The organism is Falsirhodobacter deserti (assembly GCF_004015795.1).
Lineage (GTDB): Bacteria > Pseudomonadota > Alphaproteobacteria > Rhodobacterales > Rhodobacteraceae > Falsirhodobacter > Falsirhodobacter deserti.
The window spans coordinates 53,152-77,249 of record NZ_ML137222.1 but is presented as its reverse complement, the minus strand read 5'-3'; the positions used below and the strand labels follow the sequence as shown (position 1 = coordinate 77,249).

The 24,098-nt window shown below is 61.8% G+C and carries 17 protein-coding genes and 3 pseudogenes; 12 read left to right on the top strand and 8 right to left on the bottom strand.

Annotated elements, in window-relative coordinates; genetic code table 11:
• Positions 1–490: 490 nt before the first annotated feature.
• Together JX25_RS14560 and JX25_RS14555 are read right to left on the bottom strand one after the other, a co-directional pair.
• Positions 491–2,083 (bottom strand): ABC transporter substrate-binding protein, encoded by a 1,593-nt coding sequence (locus JX25_RS14560; RefSeq protein WP_128255819.1) that lies wholly within the window; start codon positions 2,081–2,083, stop codon positions 491–493.
• 44 nt (positions 2,084–2,127) lie between these two features.
• Positions 2,128–3,273, bottom strand: a complete 1,146-nt coding sequence (locus JX25_RS14555; RefSeq protein ID WP_128255818.1) for a mandelate racemase family protein — start codon at positions 3,271–3,273, stop codon at positions 2,128–2,130.
• 114 nt (positions 3,274–3,387) lie between these two features.
• Here JX25_RS14555 and JX25_RS14550 point away from each other — a divergent pair, with 114 nt between their 5' ends.
• The 5 genes and pseudogenes from JX25_RS14550 to JX25_RS14910 all read left to right on the top strand — a co-directional run bounded on the left by JX25_RS14550 (position 3,388) and on the right by JX25_RS14910 (position 6,933).
• Positions 3,388–4,083: a FadR/GntR family transcriptional regulator gene (locus tag JX25_RS14550; RefSeq protein ID WP_128255817.1), complete on the top strand. Its 696-nt coding sequence runs from the start codon at positions 3,388–3,390 to the stop codon at positions 4,081–4,083.
• Positions 4,062–4,346, top strand: a pseudogene (locus JX25_RS14545) (transposase); the annotation flags it as partial. The gene JX25_RS14550 and the pseudogene JX25_RS14545, both read left to right, overlap by 22 nt.
• Positions 4,347–4,497: 151 nt before the next feature.
• The gene (locus JX25_RS14540; RefSeq protein ID WP_128255816.1) at positions 4,498–5,712 is read left to right on the top strand and encodes an IS256 family transposase; all 1,215 of its coding nucleotides are present in this window, start codon (positions 4,498–4,500) and stop codon (positions 5,710–5,712) included.
• Between the two features lie 749 nt (positions 5,713–6,461).
• Positions 6,462–6,695 carry a hypothetical protein gene (locus JX25_RS14535; protein ID WP_128255815.1) on the top strand — a complete coding sequence of 78 codons (234 nt, stop codon included), beginning with the start codon at positions 6,462–6,464 and terminating at the stop codon, positions 6,693–6,695.
• Positions 6,696–6,762: 67 nt separating this feature from the next.
• Positions 6,763–6,933, top strand: a complete 171-nt coding sequence (locus JX25_RS14910) for a hypothetical protein (RefSeq protein ID WP_164876172.1) — start codon at positions 6,763–6,765, stop codon at positions 6,931–6,933.
• Positions 6,934–7,039: 106 nt separating this feature from the next.
• Here JX25_RS14910 and JX25_RS14530 read toward each other — a convergent pair whose 3' ends face one another.
• The gene (locus tag JX25_RS14530) at positions 7,040–8,245 is read right to left on the bottom strand and encodes a transglutaminase family protein (RefSeq protein ID WP_241558001.1); all 1,206 of its coding nucleotides are present in this window, start codon (positions 8,243–8,245) and stop codon (positions 7,040–7,042) included.
• 184 nt (positions 8,246–8,429) lie between these two features.
• Between JX25_RS14530 and JX25_RS14525 the strand changes: the two genes are divergently transcribed.
• Entirely contained in the window at positions 8,430–8,636 is a 207-nt protein-coding gene (locus tag JX25_RS14525) for a hypothetical protein (RefSeq protein WP_128255814.1), read from the top strand.
• A gap of 102 nt (positions 8,637–8,738) precedes the next feature.
• On the opposite strand, the gene JX25_RS14520 is transcribed toward JX25_RS14525, so the two are convergent.
• Positions 8,739–9,719 (bottom strand): NAD(P)/FAD-dependent oxidoreductase, encoded by a 981-nt coding sequence (locus tag JX25_RS14520; protein WP_128255813.1) that lies wholly within the window; start codon positions 9,717–9,719, stop codon positions 8,739–8,741.
• A 93-nt stretch (positions 9,720–9,812) separates the two neighbouring features.
• Between JX25_RS14520 and JX25_RS14515 the strand changes: the two are divergent.
• Positions 9,813–10,019: pseudogene (locus tag JX25_RS14515) on the top strand (transposase); the annotation flags it as partial.
• 443 nt (positions 10,020–10,462) lie between these two features.
• Here JX25_RS14515 and JX25_RS14510 read toward each other — a convergent pair.
• From JX25_RS14510 to JX25_RS14495, 4 genes and pseudogenes are all read right to left on the bottom strand, one after another.
• The gene (locus tag JX25_RS14510; protein WP_128255812.1) at positions 10,463–13,498 is read right to left on the bottom strand and encodes a calcium-binding protein; all 3,036 of its coding nucleotides are present in this window, start codon (positions 13,496–13,498) and stop codon (positions 10,463–10,465) included.
• Positions 13,499–14,555: 1,057 nt separating this feature from the next.
• A complete protein-coding gene (locus tag JX25_RS14505) occupies positions 14,556–15,524 on the bottom strand; it encodes a sensor domain-containing diguanylate cyclase (RefSeq protein ID WP_128255811.1) in 969 nt (322 codons plus the stop codon).
• Entirely contained in the window at positions 15,521–15,757 is a 237-nt protein-coding gene (locus tag JX25_RS14500; protein ID WP_128255810.1) for a hypothetical protein, read from the bottom strand. The genes JX25_RS14505 and JX25_RS14500 overlap by 4 nt, the downstream gene beginning before the upstream one ends.
• Positions 15,758–15,858: 101 nt before the next feature.
• Positions 15,859–16,023, bottom strand: a pseudogene (locus JX25_RS14495) (transposase); the annotation flags it as partial.
• Positions 16,024–16,420: 397 nt separating this feature from the next.
• On the opposite strand from JX25_RS14495, the gene JX25_RS14490 reads away from it, so the two are divergent.
• The 5 genes from JX25_RS14490 to JX25_RS14470 are packed head-to-tail and all read left to right on the top strand — an operon-like array spanning position 16,421 to position 23,958.
• Positions 16,421–16,894, top strand: coding sequence for a hypothetical protein (locus tag JX25_RS14490; RefSeq protein ID WP_128255809.1), 474 nt, complete (start codon positions 16,421–16,423; stop codon positions 16,892–16,894).
• 47 nt (positions 16,895–16,941) lie between these two features.
• Positions 16,942–19,242 (top strand): UDP-forming cellulose synthase catalytic subunit, encoded by a 2,301-nt coding sequence (gene bcsA, locus JX25_RS14485; protein WP_128255808.1) that lies wholly within the window; start codon positions 16,942–16,944, stop codon positions 19,240–19,242.
• Positions 19,239–21,476, top strand: coding sequence for a cellulose biosynthesis cyclic di-GMP-binding regulatory protein BcsB (locus JX25_RS14480; RefSeq protein ID WP_128255807.1), 2,238 nt, complete (start codon positions 19,239–19,241; stop codon positions 21,474–21,476). Before bcsA ends, JX25_RS14480 begins: the two co-directional genes overlap by 4 nt.
• Positions 21,473–22,549, top strand: a complete 1,077-nt coding sequence (locus tag JX25_RS14475) for a family 8 glycosyl hydrolase (protein WP_128255806.1) — start codon at positions 21,473–21,475, stop codon at positions 22,547–22,549. Before JX25_RS14480 ends, JX25_RS14475 begins: the two co-directional genes overlap by 4 nt.
• Positions 22,534–23,958 carry a hypothetical protein gene (locus tag JX25_RS14470; protein WP_128255805.1) on the top strand — a complete coding sequence of 475 codons (1,425 nt, stop codon included), beginning with the start codon at positions 22,534–22,536 and terminating at the stop codon, positions 23,956–23,958. Before JX25_RS14475 ends, JX25_RS14470 begins: the two co-directional genes overlap by 16 nt.
• Positions 23,959–24,098: the final 140 nt, after the last annotated feature.

Here is a 24,098-nt window from a genome sequence, read left to right as displayed (position 1 = left end):
CAGGATCTCAACTTGAAAGGCAATGGCATGCTTGCTCCGTCATAAAACTACCCGCGTGGCCCATGCCGGTGGGCCGCCCCTCCAGATATAAATGATGCCGCTGCGCCTCGATCGGAAGATGTTCACCGGCACGACCTTGATGTTCTTCGCCATCATCAACTCGCTGAAGCTCGTCTCCTACACGGCATTTTTAAGAATTCGACCCGTCCGAAGGTCATGCTGCCGCTTGCGGCCGGCGCAACATGGCTTGGCGCTGAACGGTGCGCCGCATGCACGCCGGGGACTTCTATCCCTTCACCCATGCCTCGTCAGCGCTGGTCGGGATGAAGCTGGACCGGGGCTGCGTGGCCGGACTCTAGATGTAGATCCGGTAGAGCTTCTTCCGGTTCACCACAGCCCAGCCGTCCAGCCGCGGCAGGATGTGCAGATGCCGGGTCAGGCGGTGGCGAGAGGAGTTCCACCGCCTGATCGTTGCCGGTTGGGATCAGCCTTACGTTTTCGTGACCTTTGCAAGCTTCGTCTGCCAAACCGGGCTGATCGTAAACCCCGTTATGTTTGCGCGGACCGCCACCGAGTCCACCACTTGGGAAATTGGCTGGATCGCTGGGATGCGCTCGGCATAAAGCCGGCTGATCTCCGCATAGTCGGCCGCCTGATCGTTCGCATCCAGAAGCGCCGCCTCGATACGGTCGTTGAGGTCAATATCTTGATAGGACACGCGCCAGCTTTGCAGCCCGGTCAGGCGTGCTTCGTCGCTGTTGTCCGGGTTATAGACAAGGCTGCGCAAATCCCCGTCTGGAGGCGAGATTTGCCCCCCGCTGCGCCCTACGATCAGGTCGAAGTTCCGCTCGCGCATCGGGCCATAGACCTGCTCGCCGCTGCCAGTCAGGATCTGCACACGCACCCCGCCAAGGGCCAGGTTGCCCTGAAGCGCTGCGGCAAGGCTGTCAAACGGAGTCTCCGCCAGTGCCCGCAGGGTCAGGTCAAGGCCGTTGGGATAGCCTGCCTTCGCAAGAAGGGCCTTCGCGGCTTCCGGATCCGGGCGTATATCGGGAGACAGATCCTCCCCGCCAAGCCCCTGCTGGATCGGCCCCAGATGCTTCACCCCGTAATAGGGCATGATGCTTGCGTTGATTCCGTCATAGTCGATCAGCCGGATGATCGCCTCACGCACCTCGGGTTTGGCGAGATGCTCGTTCTTCAGAGACATCGCGAGGTAGTAAAGACCATTGCCCGTCTGCTGAACGATCCGCACATCCTCCTCACTCTCCAGCGCCTTCAGATCCGCCGCCCCCAAGGAATACGCGATGTCGAGATCGCCATGACTGAGTTGCAGCCGCTGGCTCTGGCTTTCAGGGATGTGCCGCATGATGATGCGCGTCATGGCGGGGGCGTCATCCCAGTAAAAATCGTTTCGCTCCAGCACCGCCAGCTCGCCGGGACGCCACATTTGAAGGGCAAACGCACCGCTGCCCGCAACATTGGTGGTCAGCCAGCCTGAGGCCAAGTCACCATCTACCTCGTGCTGCAGGGCAAGGGCACGATCGATGACACTGCCAGTCCCGGCCATCGCCAATGTCATCAGGATGATCTGCGGGTCGGTGGGCTCAGGGAAGGTGATTTCAACCGTGCGGTCATCAAGGGCGCGGATGTGATCGGCGGCATTCTCGCTCGTAAAGCCGCGCAGACGCAGGTTCGTCGCCTGCGCGAGGTTCAGCTTGAGGCACCTGTGCAGCGACCAGACGGCATCTGCGGCCGTTATGGGGTTCCCGGACGAAAATCTCGCCTCACGCAGGGTCAGGCGCACCGACATCCGGTCCTCGGCCACCTCCCATCCTTCGGCCAAGGCGGGCACGACCTTGCGGCGATTGGTGTCGTCGATCCCTACAAGGCTGTCATAAAGGTTCGCGATGATCTGCACGCGTTCCTTGCTGGATGATCCGGCAGGGTCCAGCGTCAGCACATTGGCCAGCGAAAAGCCGATCACCAGCTGGTCCTTTGGCGTATCAGCGGCAAGCCGCAGGGGCAAAGACGAGGCCAGTGTGATACCGGCTGCCCCCAGAAGCAGACTGCGTCGTTTCATGTCTTCCCTCCCATTGACGCGGGGCTCCTCCTCCCCGCGGGCCGTCAGGCCGGATTGGCGTCGATGTAGTCGAAGTTGATGTCCTCCCCGATGCCCGGTGCCTGGGACAGGTGCACGAAGCCCTCGGCATCCATCGGATCGGGGATCGCGTTCAGGTATTCGGGGCAGGCGTCGTAATCGAGGAACGGGTGCAGCAGCCCCCGTTCATACCACCGGCAGTTCTTCGCGACGGCAGACAGGACGAGGTTCTCCGGTCCGTGTCCGTGCACCTCGCAGTTCATGCCGAAGCTTTCAGCAAGGTGCATGGTCTTCAGGGCGGGGGTGATGCCACCCACATCCTCCACACCGGTCCTCAGGATGTCGCACGCCCCGGCCTTGATCCATTCTGCGCGATGCATGTGCTTTCCGCCCATGCTTTCTGGGCCGATCACCGGGATCTTGAGTTCGTTTGTCAGCCAGACGTAAGACGACATGGACTGCTCGTCCATCACCTCCTCGATCCAGGTGAAGTTCAGCGATTCAAGACCTTTTCCCAGTTCATACGCCTCTTCCCGCGAGTACCAGTGATAGGCATCCAGCATCAACGGGAACCGTGGGCCAACTGCCTCCCGCACGGCGGCGCAGGCCTTTAGGTCCATCTCGATGTTGGGCGACCAGCTGACCGGTGGCATCCAGGTGTGAAGCTTGATCGCCTGATAGCCACGCTTCACCAGCCATTCGGCAAAGCGGCCATAATCCTCGGGCGTGGCGAGGCCGCCTTCAAGTTCATCACCGCACATGATGGAGCCATAGGTGGGCACCTTGTCCCGATATGCGCCGATCATCTTGTACACGGGCAGCCCCGCGAGCTTTCCAGCCAGATCCCACAGCGCACAATCGACTACCGCCAGCGTCCTGTCGGACAACTGGCCGCCGCTGCCCCGCTGCCAATGGGCCAGTCCCTGCCACATGCGTTCACGCGCATGCGCATCCTCGCCCAAGACAACGGGTTTGACGAAGCGCTCAATCAGGTAGGGACGTATCTGCTCGGTGCTGCCGAAGGCATGACCTTCGGTTCCGTCCTCGGCGGTCAGGGTCAACAGGGACTTGCGAACCTTCCGTGCCGGGCCGGGGTGGGCATGGCCATCGCTGTCCATTTCCTCGTGCGTCGTGAACCAGAAGGTGCGCACGCGGACATCTTTTATCTTCAAGAACTTTTCCTCCCGCGATAGGATGCCTGCAGTCGTGGTGCATCGTCTCTCCTGTAAGACAGGATGGGCCGATGCGGCAGACAGGTCAATGAGAAAGATGCGTGGGGCTACCAGATGACACAGAGCACAAGTCGTGTGGCGCAGATTGCGACCCTGCTGCGGGACGAAATCACAAGTGGTTCGCTTCCGGTAGGCGCACGTCTGCCAAGTGAAAGTGATCTTGCGCGTGAGCATGCGGCCAGTCGCGCAGTGATCCGCGAGGCGATTGCCACTCTACGCGCCGATGGGCTTGTCGTTGCGCGCCGGGGCGTCGGTGTTTTCGTTTGTGAACCTGATCCCACACCGGCTCGGTTCATGAGCTTGTCGCTCAGCCGGATGTCTTCGATCATCGAGGTGCTGGAACTGCGGCTGGCCTGCGAAACGGAAGCTGCGGCGCTCGCGGCCGCCCGTCGATCTGCAACACAGCTGGAACGCATTCTCGACGCTTACCGGTTGGTAAATCTGTGCCTAGATGAGGGGAAGCCTACGCACGAGACGGATTTCGACCTGCATCTGGCCATCGCAGAAGCGGCCCAGAACCCGTTCTTCCCCGAACTTTTGCTGATGATCCGCCCGGGCTTCATGACTCGTCCGTCGGAAGTTCCCATTCCCCGGAACACTCATCTGCGCGATGAACACGGGGCCATCGTCAGCGCGATCCTCAAGGGTGATGAGACGGCGGCCCGTTCCGCGATGCGCTCCCATCTTTCGGGCAGCCTGAGCCGGTTCAAGAGCTTCCTGGAGAGTCGATTGCAGCCCGAACTCCATTGATCAAGGAACAGGAAGCCGGGATGGCGACGGCGGAGGTGTGCCGTCGTCATGGCCTCATCCCGGCAACGTTCTACAAGCTGAAGGCCAAGTATGGCGGCATGGATCTGTCCGACGCAAAGGCTGAAGGCACCGGAGGACGAGAACGGCAAGCTGAAGCGCCTGCTGGCAGATGCCATGCTCGACAACATCATGCTCAAGGATCTTCCGGGAAAGCCTTGATGACGCCGAAGGTGCGGCGGGACGCGGTGCTCAGGACATGCAGACCCGGCAGGTGAAGGCCTTCTCTGAAGGCGATGCCGATCAAGACAGAGCGGCGGGATGCAGAACCCTTCGGCGATTGCCCCGACCTCGGAGAGTGTCCGAGCTTCTGTGTATTCGTGATGTGGTCCATGCTTCCTGAGAGGAGCAAGGCTGATGACGATTTCGAACGAATTGCTGGACGAGCTGCTGAAGGGCTGCAAGCGGCCTGACGATCTGCTTGGCGAGGCCGGGCTGATGAAGGAGCTGAAGAACCGTCTGATGGAACGGATGCTCGGGGCCGAACTGACCGCGCATCTGGGCTATGAGGCCGGTGCCGAGGCCCCGCCGGAACAATCCAACCGCCGCAACGGGATTTCAACCAAGCGGGTCAAGGGTTCGGATGGCGAGGTGCCGCTGTCGGTTCCGCGCGACCGGGATGGCAGCTTTGAGCCTGAGCTGGTGAAGAAGGGTCAGACCCGGATCGACGGGGTGGATGACAAGATCATCGGGCTCTATGCCGCCGGTTTGTCGGTGCGCGACATCCAGTCCCATCTTGAGGATCTGTATGGCCTGCGGGTCTCGCCCGACCTGATCAGCCGCGTGACCGATGCAGTTCTGGACGAGGTGCGCGAGTGGCAGCACCGGGCGCTGGACCGGATGTATCCGATCGTCATTTTCGACGCGCTCAGGGTCAAGATCCGCGATGCCGACAGTCGGATGGTCAAGAACAAGGCGGTCTACATCGCCCTGGGTGTCACCAGGGATGGGGAGCGCGAGGTCCTCGGACTCTGGATCGCCGACAACGAGGGCGCCAAGTTCTGGCTGTCGGTGATGAACGAACTGCGCAGCCGGGGGGTTCAGGACATCCTGATCGCGGTCGTGGACGGCCTGAAGGGCTTCCCGCAAGCCATCACAGCGGCCTTCCCGGATACCACAGTTCAGACCTGCATCGTTCACCTGATCCGGCATTCGATGAACTTCTGCAGCTGGAAGGACCGCAAGGCCGTGGCCGCCGATCTGCGCCCGATCTACCAGGCCCCGACGGCGGAGGAGGCCGCCCGACAGTTGGACGGGTTCGAGGAGAAATGGGCCGGGAAATACCCCTCCATTGCCCCGGCCTGGCGCCGGGCCTGGGCCGAGGTGATCCCGTTCTTTGCCTTCAGCGCAGCGATCCGGAAGATCATCTACACCACCAACGCCGTGGAGTCGCTGAACCGGGTGCTGCGGAAGACGCGGAAGACCAAGGGCTCATTCCCCACCGAGGAGGCCGCGACCAAGCTGATCTACCTGGCCATCCGCAACTGCGAGAAGGGCGGTCGTGCGGTTCGGGAATGGGTTGCGGCCCGCAATCAGCGGGCCATAATGTTCGCCGGGCGCTTCGACGCCTGACTGTATCTGAAAACCGTATGGGCCCCGTCAGATACACAGAGTTTCAGACACTCCCCGACCTCGCAAGGGAAGGTCACGCTCGAAGTGGGTCTTTCCTTGACTATCCACGATGCAGAGCGCGCAACTGCGCAGCAACCTATCCAGTCCGGCAAACTATTCCATACCTCACTCCCTTCCATTGGATCATCTGATCTTAACAGAATCTCGACCTCCGCAGAGGGGCAGCCCGATTACGCATGCTATGGGCTCTTCTCTACGTCCAACGTCTCGCTGACGCATGATCCGGCCGGGCTGCGATGGCGGATGTCTCCGCCCGCCCGGATCATGCTACTGGGCCACCCTTGTCGCGTTTGATGTGAAACCCACAGTCTGGTGCGGGCTATTCCAACTGCAGCTTCTGCCATGAAGCCGAACGCCTCGTCCACGCCAGCGGTCGCAGGACAGGCGTTTATCATGCAGCGGTTCTCGAAGTCTTTCGGGGCTCTGGCTCGCAATCGCTCGCTCCGCCACCCATATCAGATATACCCAGCAGGTATCATCCTGCCGGCGCCATGGAGGACCCATCCAATGGGATCCGATACCAAGAAGCCGAGCATCCACCTTGCCGAACATGAAGATCCGGCGCTCCGCGTTCCGCGGGACGATCAACGCACAGAAGAAGCCGCCGCTTCGTCGATGATGATCGGCCTTGCGCATGGACGACTGGACGATGAGGGTTCCCCTCCTCGCGCCGCTCCCCCGTTAGCGCTGTGATCGTCGATCTGCCGGACCTGCCGGCAAACAGGAACCGGAACCTCGACCGCATGCCCTTGACGAATGGCAGTTCCGTGTCGGGTCAGAGCGCGCCCTTGCCGGATCTGTTCGATAGCCCACAGGCGCAAGTCAGGCCCCTGTCGCCTGCGATCGAAGGGGATCATCCCCTGAACGACAAGGTGGCTGCCGTCGCATCGAGGCTGTCGATCTGGGGCGCCTTCCTGACTTGAGAGTCCGTGGCGGAGCGGCGGGACATCCCGCCGGTCCCGCTCGTCCAACCACAATGAGGAGAGCCCGATGAAACTTCCGAAGCCAGCCATCCAAATGGCTCAGAGCCTGTGCAACTCGCTGCGCACCAGTCGCGCAAATCTGAAGAGCGAAGAAGCCCCGTCGGATCCTCAGCCCCTGTCGACGAGACGGAGCGCTTGGACTGACTTCGTGCGCAAGGCTGCATTGAAGATAAAGTGAAACCACGTTGCCGTTTCGCGCGCGCATGAGAAGCGGCGGGTCATCCGCGCCCCCTTCCGCGGCGGTGGTCGAAATGTGCGCCTGATCCCTGTCTAATACGGGTGGCTCAGGACGTGATCATGCGAAGAAGGTTCTCGCCTTGCGGCGTGCGCCCTTGGGTCAACAAGAACGTGTTCAGGTCCGTCTCGCTGGCTTGTCCACCTGAGCTGGGGGCCGGCTCATGACGGACAATCCGGCGATCCCCATTCTGTATCAGCAGCCAGCGATCCCCGTTGGAGCTGGTATAGATTTCCGTGGCTGCAGGACGCTCCCGGCCTCCGCCCCCTGATGTGTCAATGCTGCGCACGTCGACCTGGACGTCCATGCGCTGGAAGGCGTCCTTTGGACCGATATAGCTTCCCGACACCGGAATGGCCTGGGCAATGCCCCGGGCTACAGTGGTTGGAATGAGGTTGCCCCCTCCCATCGTGCCATTGGTCGGGTCAAACGCGATCCAGCCGGGACCCGGCACGAAGATTTCCCCCCACGCATGTGTGGCGCCTGCGCCCACCGCTCGAACATCATTCGGCCACAGATAGCCAGACACGAGGCGAGCGCCGAAACCAAGCGCGCGCGCCCCCTCGACCAGAAGAACCGCAAGATCACGGCAGGACCCCCGACCGCGGGACAGGGTCTGTTCCGGTGGCTGAGTGCCTTCGTCGTCACGGCTTTCGTACCGGATCTGGTGGTGCACCCCGAGGTTCAGATCCTTCAGCAGAGACAGCGTGTCCGTTGGCGAGGCCGCAATGAAGCTGCGGGCCCACCGGTCCACCTTCGCAGGCTCGGCCGGATAATGTTGGACGGTAAGCGCACCAAGATCCGTCCAATCCTCGTCCGCATATCGAAATGGGTAAGACAGGGCCGAGGCGTCGATGTCGAAAACCGGCCATGCCGGCGCGTCAAGTCCAACCTCCGCGGTACTCTCGATGGTCAGAAGATCCGCGTTCTTCAGAAAGCGAGCCGTGGCAACCTCGTTGCCGAAGACATCCCTCGACCATGTCACTTCCGCGTCGGGGGAGCACCGGACATGATGGGAAAGAAGCTTCAGCTCACGGCTTTCACGTGGCCGAAGCATCAAGCGGTGCGGCAGCAACTGCACAAACGCCCGGTAATGATAGGTCGTCCTATGGACAATGCTCAACGTCGTCATCATCAGCTTCCTTTTCTTTACCGAGTTCTCACCTCCGGCAGGAGGGACATGCGTCTCCTCCCTTCGTCGGCACCGCTCCCGAAGCACGCCCCTGCCTCCACCACCCGCTTTGCTCCGGATCATCGCCTGCCAGCTAGCATAAGGATGGGCTCCTTCTATGGCTGCGGAGCAAGGCAAACCGACGCCTCGTTATTTTGCGTGCAAAGCGAGATCGGGATCGCGCAGGCCACCTTGAGAAGAGGTGGCATCAACCTTATATAGGATAAGCCGTCCGGTATCATCTGGCCGGCGTTATGGAGGACCCCTCATGGGATCCGTCGCTAAAACCAAAATCATCGACACCGCCAACGCCCGTGTATCGATCGAGCCGCGCTCGATCTTCAACGCGTCCTATGGCTCGCCGGACAGTGGCCCTCCACACCGGCACGGCAAAGTCAAAGCCGTCGCCGAGGCCCCTGCGCGAAAAGACCCCCAGAACAAGAGCGAAAAGATGTGGGGCGACTTGCTGAGATAGTCGCGCCCTGATCCGGCCCCTCTTGCGTGGGCAGGCCAGTGCAGGCGTGTGAGCCGCACCTGCCTTGGGGGCTCGGATCAAGCGCTCCCTTTGTCGCCGGTCTTATCCGGGCTGTCTGACACCCGCGCCTGACGGCCATTCCGGCTCATCCTCGGTCGGCAACTCGCAGCGATTGTGGATGTCCGTTGCGGCAACCGCTGCATGTCCCATCCCGACCACGATCTGGCTCAGATCCCGCACCACGTCCCCCGCGGCATAAAGCCCCGCCACGCTGGTCCGGTTGTGATCATCCACGATCAGCGCCCCGGCCCCGTCATGCTCCGCGCCCAGGGCGACGGCCAGATCAGACCGGATCTTCATCCCCAGGGCTGAATAAAGCACGTCGAACCGGTGCTCCTTCCCGCTTCTGGTGCGCATCGCGGAAATCCGGCGGCCATCCTGATCCAGCGTTGCAATCGGTTCCTCGACCAGCCTGATTCCGTACTCCCTCACACGTTCCCGCGCGGCCTGATCAAGGTCCATCCCCTGCCCCAGCGTCAACAGCGTCACGTCGCGGGAATAGGTGCGGGCCACGAACATGGCCTCGCCCACCCCCCGGTCGCCATAGCCGATGACCGCAATCTTCCGGTTCATCGCCTCATACCCGTCGCAGATCGGACAGTAGCGTACCAAGCCGCGCCGGACGGCGTCAGGCAGGTCCGGCAAGTCAGGCTCGATGTCCACAGCACCGGTCGCCAGCAGCACCCGGCGCGCCCGGACCTCGCGCTCCTCGCCTTCGTCGCAGCGGACCGAGGCTGCGAAGCCGTCCGGCCGCTTGCGCAGTCGGGTGACGCGCCCCCCCAGGATGCGGACGCCATACTGTTCCACATTGGCGCGCTGCCGCGCGAGGATTTCCGGTCCGGCAATGCCTTCGGCGAACAGCGGGATATTGTGACTTGTGGGGATCCAGGAGGCTCTGGAGCGCCCACTGTCCACCACGAGAAAGCGCCGGTTGAAACGTGCCAAATAAAGCGCCGCCGTAAGCCCGGCGGGCCCGCCCCCGACGATCAGGCAATCTAAACTTTCATGGTCCCGTATCGTCATTCGTGCACCTTGTAATGCCGACCTCCCGGTCCAGAGACATTCTATAGGGCAACGACCGGGACCGTCGATGAATGAATGGTCCTGCACCGCCTCTCAAGCCGCCGGCTGGAGCGCGCCGGCCGCAAGTTCGAACTGATGTGGCTGACGAGGTGACTTGTTCCTGACCACAAGACCATCGCCGATTTCCGGCGCGACAACGGATCCAGCATCCGCCGAACCTGCGCGCAGTTCGTGGAGCTATGCCGCCGCATCGGCGTGCTAACGGGCGTGTGCGTCGCCATCGACGGAAACAAGTTGCGGGTCAGTGGATCGGACCTTTTGAGCCGATGACGGTCCGTCACGGGACGTCGAGCATCCGTTCGGCACCATCAACGCCCGGATGGCGCAACCTACTTCATGACCCGCAGGCTGAAGAATGTGAAAAAGGAGATTGGGCTGAATGTCGCCAGCAAATCAGCGGATGGTGGCACCGATCGGAATCGGCGGGCCAGTGACGAATTGAAAAGATCCATCATCCCACGTTCTGTGCGACCGGTCGCATGGTCGAGGATTTCAAACGACCTAGGTTTCAAGCTGTCCGCGATGGGTTCCAGCACAGCCTGAGCCCAAAGCAGACGGTCGCAATCGCCCGCCCCGCTGCGCAAGATGAATGCTTCGCGCGCCGGACGATTGCTCAACCCACGCCGACCGGTACGAATGACCAGGTGGCTCAGGTCGCCGCTGGATGGAAGCTCACCCCCAGATCAAAGATCCATCAGCCAACCCCGGTCATTGTCATTCAAACCAATGAAGGCGGCTTTATCTGCGTCATCCGCCAGCGAAAGGTTATCAAGAGCATCTACTTTACGCGAAGGTTTCCAATTTACGTCCGACTGGCGGAAGTCCAGCTGGTCTTCATCAATTGCCGTATCAAGCACGCCGCCCGAACCTCCGGTTGCGGCTTGACCCATAAACTGTGCGGTCGCACCCTGAGCATCGAGATGCGCCCCGTTCATTGCAAGTCGCAGCTGCTCCGGCGGTGCTCCATTCAGCATCTGCTCCAATGTCACCACTTGACCGTCTGAAAACTCGAACTCTTCCACGTCAAGAAGGAAATCGTTGCTGTCTTTACTGCTCAGCCGGTGGCCTCGACCATCAACAGTGATTTCGAAATCAGCCATCACACCCGCAAGCAGCACGCGATCCAGGCCCTCACCGCCATCTATGGTATTATTGCCGGCGCCGCCGGAAAGGGTATCATTGCCCGCTCCGCCTAGTATCTGGTCGTCACCAAGGCCTCCAAAAAGAAGGTCATCTCCTTTGCCTCCGGAAAGATAATCATTTCCGGCGCCTCCTATGACGTGATCATTGAAATCCCGACCGTAGAACTTGTCATTGCCCGCCGTAAGATTCAGTTCTCCGCCACGGGCGATCACCGATCCCAGCTTCAGTGCTGTTTCCATCGCTGTCGCGGACACCAATGCCTCATGCTTGCCGGTCGTATTTTCCTGCTGAGTCCAATAGTTGGCTTGCAGGATACGACCTTTCACCTCGGCCGACTTGCCGCTCTCGTTTACCACATAATGGCTCTCGGAACCCAATTCACGCCCGAGGATGCTCCACGTATTCACACCGTTTACAACTACGCCGGACGCGGCGCCGCCTGCCACCTGAACTGCCGCACCGGCCGCATCATGATATTTGCCTGTCGGCGCAACATCAACGACCGCAGAGTCATCCGGGCCGGGTTTAGCTTCATCTTCAGAACCCGGTGCTTCTGGCTGTGGCCCGGGTTGCGGCTGTGGTTTCGGATCCGGATCATGACCGGGATCGGGCGCCTGCACGGGGGGCGGCTGGTTCAGCATCTCCTTGATCGTCAGGACTTCGCCGTTGGAGAAAGCAATTTCCTCCACATCGATCAGCCGGTCCTCGCCATCCGGGCCGACAAGACGATAACCATGCTTATCTGCCGCAAGGGTATAGTCCGACTTGGTGCCGGAAACGACCACCCGATCATGCCCTCGCCCGCCATGGATGCCATCATTGCCGGCTCCACCGATGAGGATATCATTGCCCTTCCCACCGATCAGGTAGTCGATCTTGCTTGTGCCTGTCAGGGTTTCCCCACGTGATTTGGCCTGAAGGATCACCCCTTGCTGATACGTCTCACCCGGATCCGCGTCAGTCCACCACGCCTCCGTAGCTTCGTTCAGCTTCTTCAGGGCCTTGGATCGCGGATTGGCGTCGGACGTACTGGTGTGGATCCCCCAGGATCCCCATCTGGAGGCGGTTCCCATTTCTCCGAACTGCATGAAAGGCCCGTCGCCAACCTCTTTCCAGACGGCCCACAGATCCTTGTAAAGACCAGCCATCTCCTTGCTTCGGACGAAGTCGGTCATGAAGGACGTCAAGCGCGCAACCTGCTTATCCGTCAGATCATTGACCGCGAATGAATGATGAACATGCTGCCCACCTTCATAAGCCACCAGCTTAAGACCAGCCGCTTCGACGGTGGCTTTCTGCGCAGCCAGTTTCCTGGCGGTCTCAGGAATGGACTCAGGGTAGTCCGGATCAGAAAGCTTCTTTGCCAGCCAGGCACTGGCCTTTACTTTCGGCTTCTCCAGAACATCCATCAGTTCCTTGCGCAATTCGGCGTTCCGCATGGTCGCGCCGCCAAAATACGTCGTGACAGCGAATTCATCGAACACGCTCTTTGGGTCGACCCATCCGTCCGGGTCAGCAGCCTTCCATTTGTCCGCCCGTAGCATTTCATCGGTAAGCCACGTATTTACGGTGTGCCCGGAAAGCACATGAACCAGCCGTCCGTCTTCTTCCGCGAATACCTTGTCCCAGATCTGGGCAACCTCGGTGGCACGCTTGGTATAATACTGGTGGGGCGCGCTTCCGTTGCCATCACCCCACTCGGCCTTTGCCTTATCGCGCAGCCAATGGAATTGCTGGAACGACGCATTCCACGCCTCGTTCGAGTATTCGATCCGCGCCGTCAGAGCCGGATCAAGGTTGTCGCGGACATAGGTTGCAAAGGCCTCCACATAGGCATCGGATGCTGTATGAGGGATAGTGAACCATGGATCGGCCCCAACCTCGTTTGCAAGGGTCACCATGTGTTCGATCGGAACACCATCACCCTTGCTTACGCCGAGCAATGTTCCGGCTTCGCGCCGGTCTTCCCAATCCACAACCTGCGCATTGTTCGTGTTGCCCCAATCCATGAATCGAAGCGCCCTGGCGTCTGCGATAAGATCAAGCCAATCCGGGTTGAAAGTGGCACCCGCCTCGTAAAGCGGCACATGCTTCTTCGCCACGATGGCGATGTCGCGAAGATAATCTCCCGATCCCTCGGGATCCGTTTCCGTGATGTTCATATAGAATGTGCCGCCTGACACGTTCTCGAACACGATGCGTCCGGGCTCGGAACTTACAACCCGCGCATCTCCGGTCAGCTTGATCGTACCCTCACCGTCGTAAGTCAGCACATATTTTCCGGCATTTTCTTTGGCAGTACCAGGCCGCCCGCCCCATTGCCAAAGCGTGCCGATGGACGAAAGCCCCTCCGGCACAGCCGTAGGCCATCCGTTTTCGTCGAGGTATCCGCCGTTGACCAGATCCTTGGTGGTCATACCACCCCAGGTATCAGGCCGGTGGCCAATCCAGCTTCGCGCGACTTCCATTATGTTCAAGAACTGTGCGCTTGAGCTGTAATCCGTCGGCGTAACCAGATTGAACGCAAGCGAAGGATTATCGATAGCTTCTTTCTTGAATTTCTTCTTTGCAGGCATCGAATAAAAGTTCCCGTTCTTGTAGTATCTTAAAGGCTCGGTAGAAGCCGCTAGGCTCAGGACCCATCGAATTGATGGTTTGTTTCAGTCGCGCCAAAGGAGGCCTGTTGATGAGCAACCCTTGAATTGCCCCACTCTTCTCGGCCCTGCCACGTCACATCATCTGCCGCCGTTTGATGTCGAAGGAGTGACAGTACCCCGTGCTCTCCCCTTGGACCGAACCGCCGGAAGCTGGATCTTGCCGACTGCCTTACGATGACAGGCTGGCTGCGCCATCGGGATAACGGGTCACGCTCGGTTGTGTCCGATCACGCCAATGGGCGGGTCCCCGTTGTGGGGCCGCCGCCGATCTCCCAGCTTTTTGCGGGTGTCGGCAAGGCTCATTAACCAATCGGCAGTCAGGAATCCAGCCCTAAGCCTCGTCTGGAACGGCTTGATGATCCCCAAGCGCTGTTGATCCTGACAGGCGACTGAAGAAGCCGGCTCGCGAGGGGTATGCGGAACGTGATTCACCCGGCGCAGTGGTGGCGAGGGTGATGATGTGGCAATGTCAGGGAAGCGGCATGCAAGGCGGATTGGCGGTCATCAGCGACATCCACGGCCATGTGGATGCCCTTCGGGCGGTCCTGCAGGACGTCCTGGCGCAGGGTATCGACAGGAGAGGCACAAAGCATCGCCCCCGACCGGCTATGGACTTCCAATAACAAGCGACCCAACATGGGCATCGGCGGCATAACACCCGCACAGAAACTGAAAATGGCGGCATGAGTTCTTCGGCCAAACCCCGTTGAAACCGGGAGGATTCCCGAGGGACCGGCAGGGGGCAGGTCAATTTTCTCGGTGATTTCGGGAGGAGGGCCTTCTTGCCACCCAGCCACGGCGCAACCGGCGCCGCAGGAGGAGAGATCCATCCAGATGCCGGTGCGGCATCCAGAGTACTTCACTAACAAGTCCTCCACCTCTGAACTGCCCTAGTCCCTCAGCGCGTTGCTCCACGCAATGATGCAGCGGAGCACTCCCTGCTGCTTGGAGTTGCCACTGCGAGGAGGGAGCCAGATCAGGCTGCCTGAACCACTTGGTTCCGGCCGGTCCGCTTTGCCTCGTAAAGAGCCTCGTCCGCTCGCTTCAGCCATGCCTCGGCGGTTTCGCCGTCGCGACGTTCTGCCACACCGAGGCTGATGGTAATCCGCTGGTTCTCAAGGGCTGCAAGTGGGTCTTGCATGACGGCTCTGCGAAGACGTTCCGCCATTACCGTGGCCTTATTGGCGGAGGCTTCCGGCAGCAGCAGGGCAAACTCTTCCCCTCCCACCCGGCCAACGCAATCGCCGCTGCGTATGCACGCCATCAAGCGACCAACAACTTCCCGCAACACTTCGTCGCCTGCTGGATGACCGAAGGTGTCATTGATCGATTTGAAATGATCGACATCCAGAAGGATCAGGCTCCCAGACCGATCGCCACTAACCATGTCGGCCATCTGATCTTCGAAGTTCCGGCGCGTCATGGCCCCTGTCAGCGCGTCACGAGTGGCAGCCTGACGCAACTCCATCTGCGAGACGACGACCTTCGAAAAATTCACCAGAACCGCTTTGTCGGCCTCCGTGAAGACGCGAGGCTCAGTCCCGAGTATGCAAAGCGCCCCGATGTTGTAGCCGTCTGGGGTGGTCAGAGGCGCGCCCAGATAGCTGCGAATATGCGTCGCGCTGGTAACGAAAGGATTGTCGATGAAGCGGGGGTCATCCAAGGCAGACTCAACCGACAGCGGTTCAAGCCCACGAATCGTATGCATGCAAAATGAATCGTCGCGCGCACACTCCATTGGCGCCATGCCTACGGCCGCCTTCATCCACTGACGATCCGCATCGATCAGTGTCACGGCCGCATAGGGTACCGAGAAGATAGATTTCACCAATGCTACGATATCATCGAAATCTTTTTCCGGATCCGTATCGAGAATGCCGTAACGACGCAGCGCCGCCAAGCGTCCTGGCTCGTCGTCGAGCTTGAAGCGGAAAGTGTCACTCATAGACGTGCCTCGATCACTTTCAGCAGATCAGATTCGTAGGTTTTCAGCAAGGTTGCAACGGCACTTCTGATAGTCTCGCTGTCCATGCCTGCCGCTTCCAGCGACCTGGCCAGTTTCACGAGATTGTCGCAGTGACGCTCAAACACTGCTTTCAGGTCATTTGGAAGAGGGTCGGCGACTGACAATGCACGGGCAACCTCTTCCTCAACGACTTCTAGAGATGGCTTTTCCATGGCTTGCCCTTCTGCCGACATACTCCTCAACCTAAAGAAGCCCGGATACTGGGCAAGCGTTATCGGTCGTGCCCGCTTTCCGCTAGTGCGAAATCTCAGAACCTCCTGGCCTCGGACACCGTCATCCCGGAATACTTCGCTTTCCAGGCGTAGAACGTGCCCTCCGACATGCCATGCTTGCGGCACAGATCGGCGCATTTCGCCCCGGCCTCGTGCTCCTGCAGGATGCCGATGATCTGTTCCTCGGTCAGTCGTGCCTTCTTCATCGTCTGTCCTCTCGTTGGAAAGGACCCTGGTGATCGCCATCGCGATTATCTGCCTTCGAAACATGATGCGCTTAGAGAACACTCCTTAAGGAAATGCGCGATCCAAACAGGAACGTGTTGTAAATCGTCATGAACGTGTGAAGAACCTGAAGATCAGCAAAATCATCCGAATTGCTTAGGCGGTCGTTCGGGCGGTACTCGAACGGATAGCCACATGCCTCTTCCCTTGCTCCTCCTTCGGTGCCTTACGGCAGTTCTCCTTGGAGTGTCGCTCTCCGCCTGCGACATCGTCAACGTTGGCGACCGTCTCCTGAATCCGGCTGACAGAAGGAGTACTGAATATAGGATGCTTCCTCCTTCTATGGGCTGGGCTTTTATTGCGGGGCAGTTGACAGTGATGCAGCGCAGTATCGGCAATGAGGTGGAGCAGGTGATTTCCTTGCCCAACGCGACCGCCATCCCGGGCGATAACCAGATGATCCTTCGCGCGAGCCGTCGCTGGGGCGAAGGGGCCGGACGGTTGCGGATCGAAGCGCTGCGCGCCCGGATCAACGGCTTTCCCACGCCCTTCGAGACCGTCGATCCCGGTGTCATGATCACTGAAACCGACAGCCTTGGGGCTTATTCCTACGCCTTGGAGACGTTCGGTGACATCAACTGCGTGCTGGCCGTTCGCAAAGTGGACGGGACCGAACGCCTGATCCCCGCCAAGCGCAACGCACTGGAAGCGGTGCTGCGCAACTGCGTCGTCGGCTCCGTCGAGGAGGCAGTTAATCCCATCCGCGACACCAGCTTCGCATATTCAGGCCTCACCGGCCCGCGCGAGGCATCCGGATCCCGGCTGCTGTCGCCGCTTTCCGCTCCCCTTTAAGGTCCTAGGGCTGCAAGTTTCAGCAGCCAATCACGGAGATGCCCGTCATGCGCTCTAGCCCGTTCTTCGCGGTTCTTCTTCTGGTGGTCTGGGCGTTGCTGTTCGCAGCGATCCTTGCGCTAGCGCTGGCGCCGACATCTCTTCTGGCACAGATCACCCTATCGTGCATGGCGGTGGTGATCATTGTGGTGCTGAAGCCCTTCGCGCGGCGCGGCTGGCCCCGCTTCCTGCTGCTGGCCACGGGCAGCGTGATCGTTATCCGGTACTGGGTGTGGCGGCTGACAAGCACCTTGCCCGATGCCGGTCTCACGCCGTCCTTCGTAATCGCGATCATGCTGTTCGCCGTAGAAACCTATTCGATCATCATCTTCTTCCTCAACGCCTTTCTGGTGGCCGATCCGACCCGGCGCGAGATCCCGCCCCGGATCGAGAACCGTGCCGACCTGCCAACCGTGGATGTGCTCGTGCCGTCCTACAATGAGCCGACGGACATGCTGGCCATCACGCTGTCGGCCGCGCGAAACATGATCTATCCTGGCGACAAGCGCCGGATCGTGCTGTGCGATGACGGCGGGACGGACCAGAAGTGCAATCAGGACGACGCCGATGCCGCCGCCGCAGCGCGCGCACGACGGGCCGAGCTTCAGGCCCTCTGCGCCGAGTTGGGCGTCATCTATTCCACCCGGGCCCGTAACGAACATGCCAAGGCAGGAAACATGTCGGCCGCGCTTTCGCGGCTGGATGGAGAGCTCGTGGTGGTCTTCGACGCCGACCACGTCCCGTCGCGCGACTTCCTGGCGCGTACCGTCGGCTATTTCCGCGCCGATCCCCGCCTGTTTCTCGTGCAGACGCCGCATTACTTCATCAACAAGGACCCGATCGAGCGAAACCTCGGCTTCCACGTCGCCGCCCCGCCGGAGAACGAGATGTTCTACGGCCTCATCCACCGCGGGCTGGACCGCTGGGGCGGAGCGTTCTTTTGCGGTTCGGCGGCCGTCCTGCGCCGCGCCGCGCTGGACGACGTCGGTGGCTTTGCGGGCGATACAATCACGGAGGATGCCGAAACCGCACTGGAGATCCATTCCCGCGGGTGGAGGAGCCTCTATCTCAATCGTGCGATGATCGCAGGATTGCAACCCGAGACCTTCGCCAGCTTCATCCAGCAGCGCGGGCGATGGGCAACCGGCATGATGCAGATGCTCCTGCTGAAAAACCCGCTGATGCGGTCCGGCTTGGGCTTGAAGCAGCGGCTGTGCTATCTGAACTCCATGAGCTTCTGGCTCTTCCCCATCATCCGCATGGCCTATCTGCTGGCTCCCCTCGCCTATCTGATCTTCGGTGTGGAGATTTTCGTGGGCACGGCGCAGGACGCTCTTGCGTTCAGCCTGACCTACCTGCTGGTCAGCTTCCTCACCCAGAATGCCATCTTCTCGCGGTTCCGCTGGCCCCTGGTGTCCGAGATATATGAGGTCGCGCAGGCCCCTTATCTGCTGAAGGCGATCATCCGCACCATCATCCGCCCACGCGATGCGCGCTTCAATGTCACCGACAAGAGCGAGACGCTCGCATCGAACTACATCTCGCCCATTCACCGTCCGCTGCTGATCCTGTTCGCTCTGATGACGTTCGGTGTCGTTCTGGCGGTGGGACGGTGGATCGCATTCCCGGGCGACCGCCAGGTGCTTGCGGTCGTGGGGGCATGGGCACTTTTCAACTTTATCCTCGTGTCCTTGTCGCTGCGCGCGACGTGCGAGAAGCAGCAACGCCGGGCGTCCCCCCGGGTTGAGATGCACAGCCCGGCAGAGGTACGGCTTGCCACAGGCGAGCTGGTGTCCGGGATCATCATCGACGCGTCAACCACAGGGGCTCAGATCCTCGTGCCGCGCCAACCTGACAGGCTGCCCTATGGGAAGGGCGACGAAATTATCTTTACCCCCCGTTTCCCCGAGGAGTCGCATCTAGAAAGCGAGATCCGAGGCATCGTCCGTTCCACCTCCGACAGCGGTCGGCAGGTCGCGCTGCGCCTGCTGTTCCCGCCGGACCAACCCATGCGCGCCCGCGAAACCGTGGCCCTGCTGATCTTTGGCAACAGCGAAACCTGGGAGCGGCGACGAGATGCCACACGCAACGGCGTCGGGCTGATCTGGGGGCTTGGCTACATACTGGCGCTCGCAGCGCGGTCGTTACCTCGAACGATCCGCGACTATGCCGCTGAACCGTGGCGCAAGCACGAGGCGGAACGCAAGGACATGAGCCTGCAACCGGCGCATCTGGTCGCGTTCGGCAGCGATTTCCTTGAAGATGACATGCGCAAGGACAGCCCCGCGCGTGCGGAGGTGCACGCATGACCCGTTTCTGTTTTGGCATCGTGCTGGCATCGCTTCTTTTCTCGGAGCCATTGCTGGCGCAGGACGCTCTCGGTGCCGGAGGCAATGGGCAGATCCTGCTGCCCGATATGCCAGCGTCTGCGCCCTCCGCCAAGCTGGCCGATCCCCCGGCGACGCTGCCTGCCCCTTCCACAGGCCCGCTGCCCGAGATCGGCTCCCTCGCGCGCAACACCGTGACAGGCACGGCGCAAGCGCGAACGTGGAACATCGGCCTGCGTGCCCCGGCCGCCGTGCCCGGCGACCGTATCGCGATGGGACCAAGCTTCGCCGAGCCGGGCGTCCTGCGCCTGACCGGAGAGGCTGCTGAGATCATGCTGGCCCTTCCTCTACCGGCCGAGGCCTCGCCGCCCGCGTCCTTCCGTCTGGTCCTGCGCAGCAGCGTCAACAATCTGCCGGAACGTTCGTCGGTGACGGTGAGCGTCAATGGGCAGGAGGCGGGAACATGGCCACTGTCCAGCATCGGCGACTGGGGCCGGATCGACGTGCCTGGAACGGCACTGCGGAGCGGAGATAACGCGATTGGCCTGTCGCTGCGCCAACAGCACCGCATTTTTTGCGGGCCGGAGGCCAGCTTCGACGTCTGGACCGAAATTGACCTTCCCGGCAGCGGCGTGACCGTACCCGCAGAGATGGTTCCCCTCGATGCCGCCAACTTTCGCGCTCGGCTGACAAGCACTGTCCAGCGCGGGCAATCCATCGACGTGAGGATGCCCGAGGGCGTGGCGACGGAAAGCCTGGCCGCAGTGATGACCGCGATCGGCCGCGTCATGCCCGAGGGCGGAACGACGCAGGTCCGCTCTCCCTATCACCCGGTGGATGGCGCCGCCCGGCGCGTCGGCGTGTCGATACGTGAAGGTACGGGTGCCCCCGCGGGCGCCACGTTCCTGCGCAGTCCCCAAGGCGCGCTGGTCATGGAAGTTACCGACGGGCCGGGCTTGGCCGATGTGCTGGCCGCCACGCTCCCCCCTCTTCCCGACGAGGAGGAGCGCTCGAATCTGGAACCTGGCACGACCACAAGCTTCAAGGCTCTGGGTGCTTCGCAGATCGTACGGAACACCCGTTACGCGTCGGCCGAAGTTCCCTTCACTCTGCCCGCCGACTGGATGAACCTGTCCTCACAGCGGGGCATGCTGACCCTCGATTACGGATACGGGGAAGATCTGCCGCAAGGTTCCATCCTCCTGGTCAAGGTCAACGGGGAAACGACTGTGCTCCTGCCCTTGGACGTGAACGGCGGAAAGCTGCAGCCACCCCTGCCCGTGCGGTTTCCTGCGCATCTGCTGCACGGCGGCAAAAATGCCATCACTTTCGAAATGATCGTGCCGGGCGAGCCGCCTACGCTGCCATGCCCGGCACGCGAAACGGACATGTTGGTCGTGTTGAACTCCAGCACGCTGAACGTGCCGCCCAGCCCGCCGATGACCTTTGGCTCTTTCAGCGACACACTGCGTGCCATCGGACCCGCCGACGTGACGACGGTAGGATCGGATGCCAGCTTTCTAACGACATTCATCGCGCAGCTGGCGCTGACCCCGGTGGCCGAGGGGCAGGGGCGGCTTGCGCTGGCACGGCTGCCGCAGGACTCCGGCGCCATGGGGCCCGGCCTGCCACTGACGCGTGAACAGATCGCCCAGCTGTTTCAAACTCAGACCGACGTTCTCCCGCATGAGGACGACGCGCCCCGGTTCTTCCGGCTGGACCGGGGCGACGACAGCGAAAGCCCCGCCCGCACTTCGGAGCCGGAGCGGCCGAGCCAGATCGCGGCCTGGACCGCTCGCCTGCACGGTCTCGCCTCGCCCGAAGGGGAGCGACTGTCCGACTGGATACTGAACCGGCCGGGGACGGCCGTCCTGATGGCTCCGCAGGAAGAGGGAGGCACGTGGACACTTGTGGCTGACAACTCGATCGCACCCGAGGTGCTCGCACAAAGCTTCGACACCTTCCGCCGCACCGAAGCGGCGCAAGGCGCGCGCGTGGCCCTGCGCGGGACGGACGGGACCTGGCAGGTGTGGCCGCCAAACCCCCGACCGCATGTTACAGGTCCCATTTCGTTCCGCGAGATCTTCGTGGTCATCGGGAACTTCGCGTCCTGGGCGCCGGGCTATTACGCGCTCATTCTCCTGACACTGGCGCTGCTCTCCACAATTCCAGCGTTCATCTATGTCATCATCACGAGGAAGGGACGGACAGTATGAACCGGCGCGAATGTATGGCGGGGATGGGGGCGATCGCTCTTCTCTCGACGGCGCGGGCATCGGCACATGGGGCACCAGCGACACTTGCGCCGCTGCTTCCGTCATGGACGGCCTGGAAGGCGGCCTATCTTCAACCCGACGGGCGTATCGTGGATGCCTTTTCGGAAGGAGCAAGCCATTCGGAAAGCCAAGGCTACGGGCTTTACCTTTCGGTGCTCTTCGATGACGCCGAGGCGTTCCGCGCCATCTACGGCTGGACCGAGGGCAACCTGGCGCTGCGCAACGATGGCCTTCTGGCCTGGCGGTGGCGGCCGGATACGGTGCCCAACGTCCCGGACATGAACAACGCGTCGGACGGCGACATCTTCTATGCCTGGGCGCTGATGAAGGGGGCGGACCAGTTCGACATGCCCGACTGCCGGGGCCGCGCCGCCACGATCGTTGCGGGTATCGTACGCGCCTGCCTGCCCCCCGTCCCCGCCTTTTCAGGGCAGCGGCTGCTGCTTCCGGGGGCCGATGGCTTCGTGAGGACCGACGGAACGATCTACAACCCGTCCTACTGGATGCCGCAACTGATGTCGGAACTGGCCATGTTCTTCGGCGCGCCGGGCCTTCAGCGCGCGGTCGATGACGGGCTGGCACGGCTCTCGGAACTTGCGGCGACGGGCTTGGCACCGGACTGGATGTTGGCGACGCCGCAGGGTTGGGCGGCCCCGCCGGCGGGCTTCTCCGCAAATGCCGGATACGAGGCGATGCGCGTGCCGCTTTACCTCTGCCTCAGCGGGCTGTCCGCGCATCCGATGGTCGCCCGGTTTCACGACGCCTATGTCACCACGGGCACCCAAGGCGTGGGAACGGCGACGGTGTTCGACGTCCAGACCGGCGCGGCGTTGGAACGCAGCCCCGACATGGGCTATGCCGCCCTTGCAGGGCTGACGGCATGTGGCGCCGCGCAGGATGCTGCGTTGTCCATTCCGCTTTTCACAACCGATCAGCCCTATTATCCGGCCACCCTGCACCTGTTCGTGCTGATCGCCCAGCTCCAGAGGTTCCCGCAATGCCAACCCATCTGAACATCCTGCGGCGGCACGTCTGGGCGTTGTCTGTCGTGGCACTCGCCGCCGCTTCCCCCGTTCTGGGGCAAAGTGCAAATGAACTTGCGGCCCTGCGGTATTATATTCAGCAGAACAACCAGCCCGCGATCGAGGCTGAGATCCGCCGCCTGCGCAGCGCGTTCCCGGACTGGCAACCTCCGGCGGACCTCAACGCGCTGAACACTTCTGCCGACCCGGGCGCGGAAACCGACCGGATTTACCAGCTGATCGCGGCCGGTGACGTGGAGGGGGCGCAGCGGGCGCTGGATGCGGCGCGCACGACCCATACCGACTGGACCCCGCCGGCCGACATGCTGGCGCTTCTGGACACTGCCACGGCACAGCGGCAGTTCGATGCGGCCGTCTCCACGGATCCGGCCCGCGCGGTGCAGATCGCCCGCACGACGCCGGCGCTGACCCAGTGCGACCGGATCAACAACGTCTGGCGTCTGGCCGAGGCGCAGGAGCGTGCGGGCGAGCCTGATCAGGCGCGGGGCGCGTACGAGGCCATCCTGACCGCCTGCCCCCGCTATCAGGATATCGTCGGCACACTGGAAAAGGCCGACTCCGTCACGACACCGGACCAACTGGCCCAGATGTTCGCGACAGCGACGGCGCGCTTCCCCGCCAATGCCGCCGATCTGGCGGGGCTGAAGGACCGGCTGGACGCAGGGCGCGGGGCTGGCACAGCCACCGCCGCACCGCCGCGGAGCGCGCCCTCCACGCCTCCCTCCGCGAGCGCGCCCGCACGGGCGCCGCAGCAGGTCCGGCCGGCGGCTCCGCAGGGCGGGATAGCCGCTCCGGCCTCGCAATGGGACCGCCTGCCGCCGTCGGGCGACGGTCGGATCACGGCTATGCGTGCGGCAACGGCCGCAGGCGACTGGGGGCGTTGCATCGCACTGACGCCCGAGCCTCGATCGTTGGACCTGCTGAACGAACGCGGTTGGTGCAGCCTGAACCTGAAGCGGCCAATGGAAGCGCTGGCTTCCTTTTCTGCCGTGGCCAAGGGCCGTGTTCCGGCCGAGGTGGCACGGGATGCGCGCTATGGCATGGCCATGTCCTACCTGAACATGAATATGTCGAACGACGCGGCCAAGATCAGCGCAGCGACGAACTTCACCCGCCAGCAACGGGTGGAGGTGGAGCACGAGATCCTGGTTCAGCGCGGGGTCGAGGCCTACCGCGTGAAGGATTACAGCCGCGCCATCGGCTATCTGGACGCAGCCGAAGGCATCAACGGCCTCAATCGCGGCCTGGGTGTGCTGCGGGCTTACGCCTACCTGAACTCGGGCGATCGCAGCAAAGCGCTTCAGTTGTTCACGCAAATGCACAGTCAGATGGCGGGCGACGACACGCGCCGCGGCATGGCTGCGTCGCGGACGGACTAACAAGCATGAAGGTTGATGCAGCCATGCGCGTTCCCTCTTCCATACTGGGGGTTCATGCTGAGGGTGCGCCACCAGCTTGAAGCATCTGCCGGATCCGTTTGAAGGGAGTTCAGGTCGTGGATTTCGATGTGCCAGACAAC